Annotated in this window: 2 protein-coding genes; both read right to left on the bottom strand. The window is 37.1% G+C overall.

Features of this window, described 5'->3' with window-relative positions; all coding sequences use genetic code 11:
* The coding region (locus E1163_RS00380) for a hypothetical protein (RefSeq protein WP_221417874.1) at positions 1-606 on the bottom strand (606 nt) is incomplete at its 3' end.
* Between the two features lie 108 nt (positions 607-714).
* On the bottom strand, positions 715-1,209 hold a 495-nt coding region (locus E1163_RS30840; protein WP_221417875.1), incomplete at its 5' end, for a hypothetical protein.

The raw sequence follows: 1,209 nt of genomic DNA on the forward strand, positions 1-1,209 counted from the left end.
GCTGCTTGGATTGATCAGGTACTCGTCCTCACCGATTTTGATAAATTCTGTGATTTTGTAAAAATCTTTTAGTTCAGCTTCATATTTGATCTTCCTGTCACGATTAGTTTCAGTTTTAAAATTTCCCGTTGACCAGATACAGATATCCCCGTTTTCAAACTTCTCTATGAGATAGGCGTTCCAAACTTTTTTGCTGTCTTCTCTTTCATTGAGTACCCAAAAACGATCGTAGGCTTTGAGTACCAGCGAATCTGAAAGTACCTGAGATACCCGGAGTGCAACCTTATAGTGGAGCGTATCATTAGTTATATGGTACTTAAACCCCATTTTATCTAGTGAAGATTTATCGTAAATGAGACTGTCCCTGATTGTAACAGAAGGGGAAGTGTTGATTTCGGCCTGAGTGATAGACCTATCAAAGAGGTCCATATAAGTAAATTCATGCTCCTTAATATAGAAAGTGTCTTTATCAACCAGGTAAGCACCTCTTATAGCTTCCGGGAAAGCTGATAAAGCTTTAAATCCCTGTGGCTGGGGTTGCTCAAAATATACCCTCGTGCAGCTAAAGGTGAATGTAACAGCGAATAGAAAAAGGTATGGTTTCATATCTTGTCGTTAAATAAGAGCATTATTACAAGATACAATTTTTATTTCAGAGTGAGAATCAGGCCGGTTAGACCGTTACGGTAGGAGGAAGCAATTTTGTTAAACGATCTATATATTTAGAAGCCCTTCTATTTTGTCAATGACTTTAAAGCCAGGATAATCATTTTTAAGGAAGCCTGTTACCTGACCGGGACTTTTCTTTCTGTAATAACAATCCCAGTAGCTTATCACTCTGCTTTTAGTTAAATCCCAGAAAAAAGAGTTGTCCTGAATAAACCGTTTAAGATTGCTTTTATTTATTTGATCAAATCGGGTATATAAAACCTGAATAATTTCAATGATGTATTCGCCTAACAACTGCACTATATAAGGGATTGTCCAATCTAAATTACTATCAATTATATACTGGAGATGCTTCTGGCGTATATAGCCGTTATGGTGTCTGGTTAAAATACAAGATAGGGCCAGTAGTTGTTCAGTATTTAGAGATTTGGACTCCATAAGTCTATGCTCCTCCCAGTATATTCTGCCAGGAATTTCCAACCTTTCACCATTCATCCAAACAGGAAAGTGTCCTAATATAGAATGTTGTGAATGAATTGT

Source organism: Fulvivirga kasyanovii (genome assembly GCF_009711405.1).
GTDB classification, from domain to species: Bacteria; Bacteroidota; Bacteroidia; order Cytophagales; family Cyclobacteriaceae; genus Fulvivirga; species Fulvivirga kasyanovii.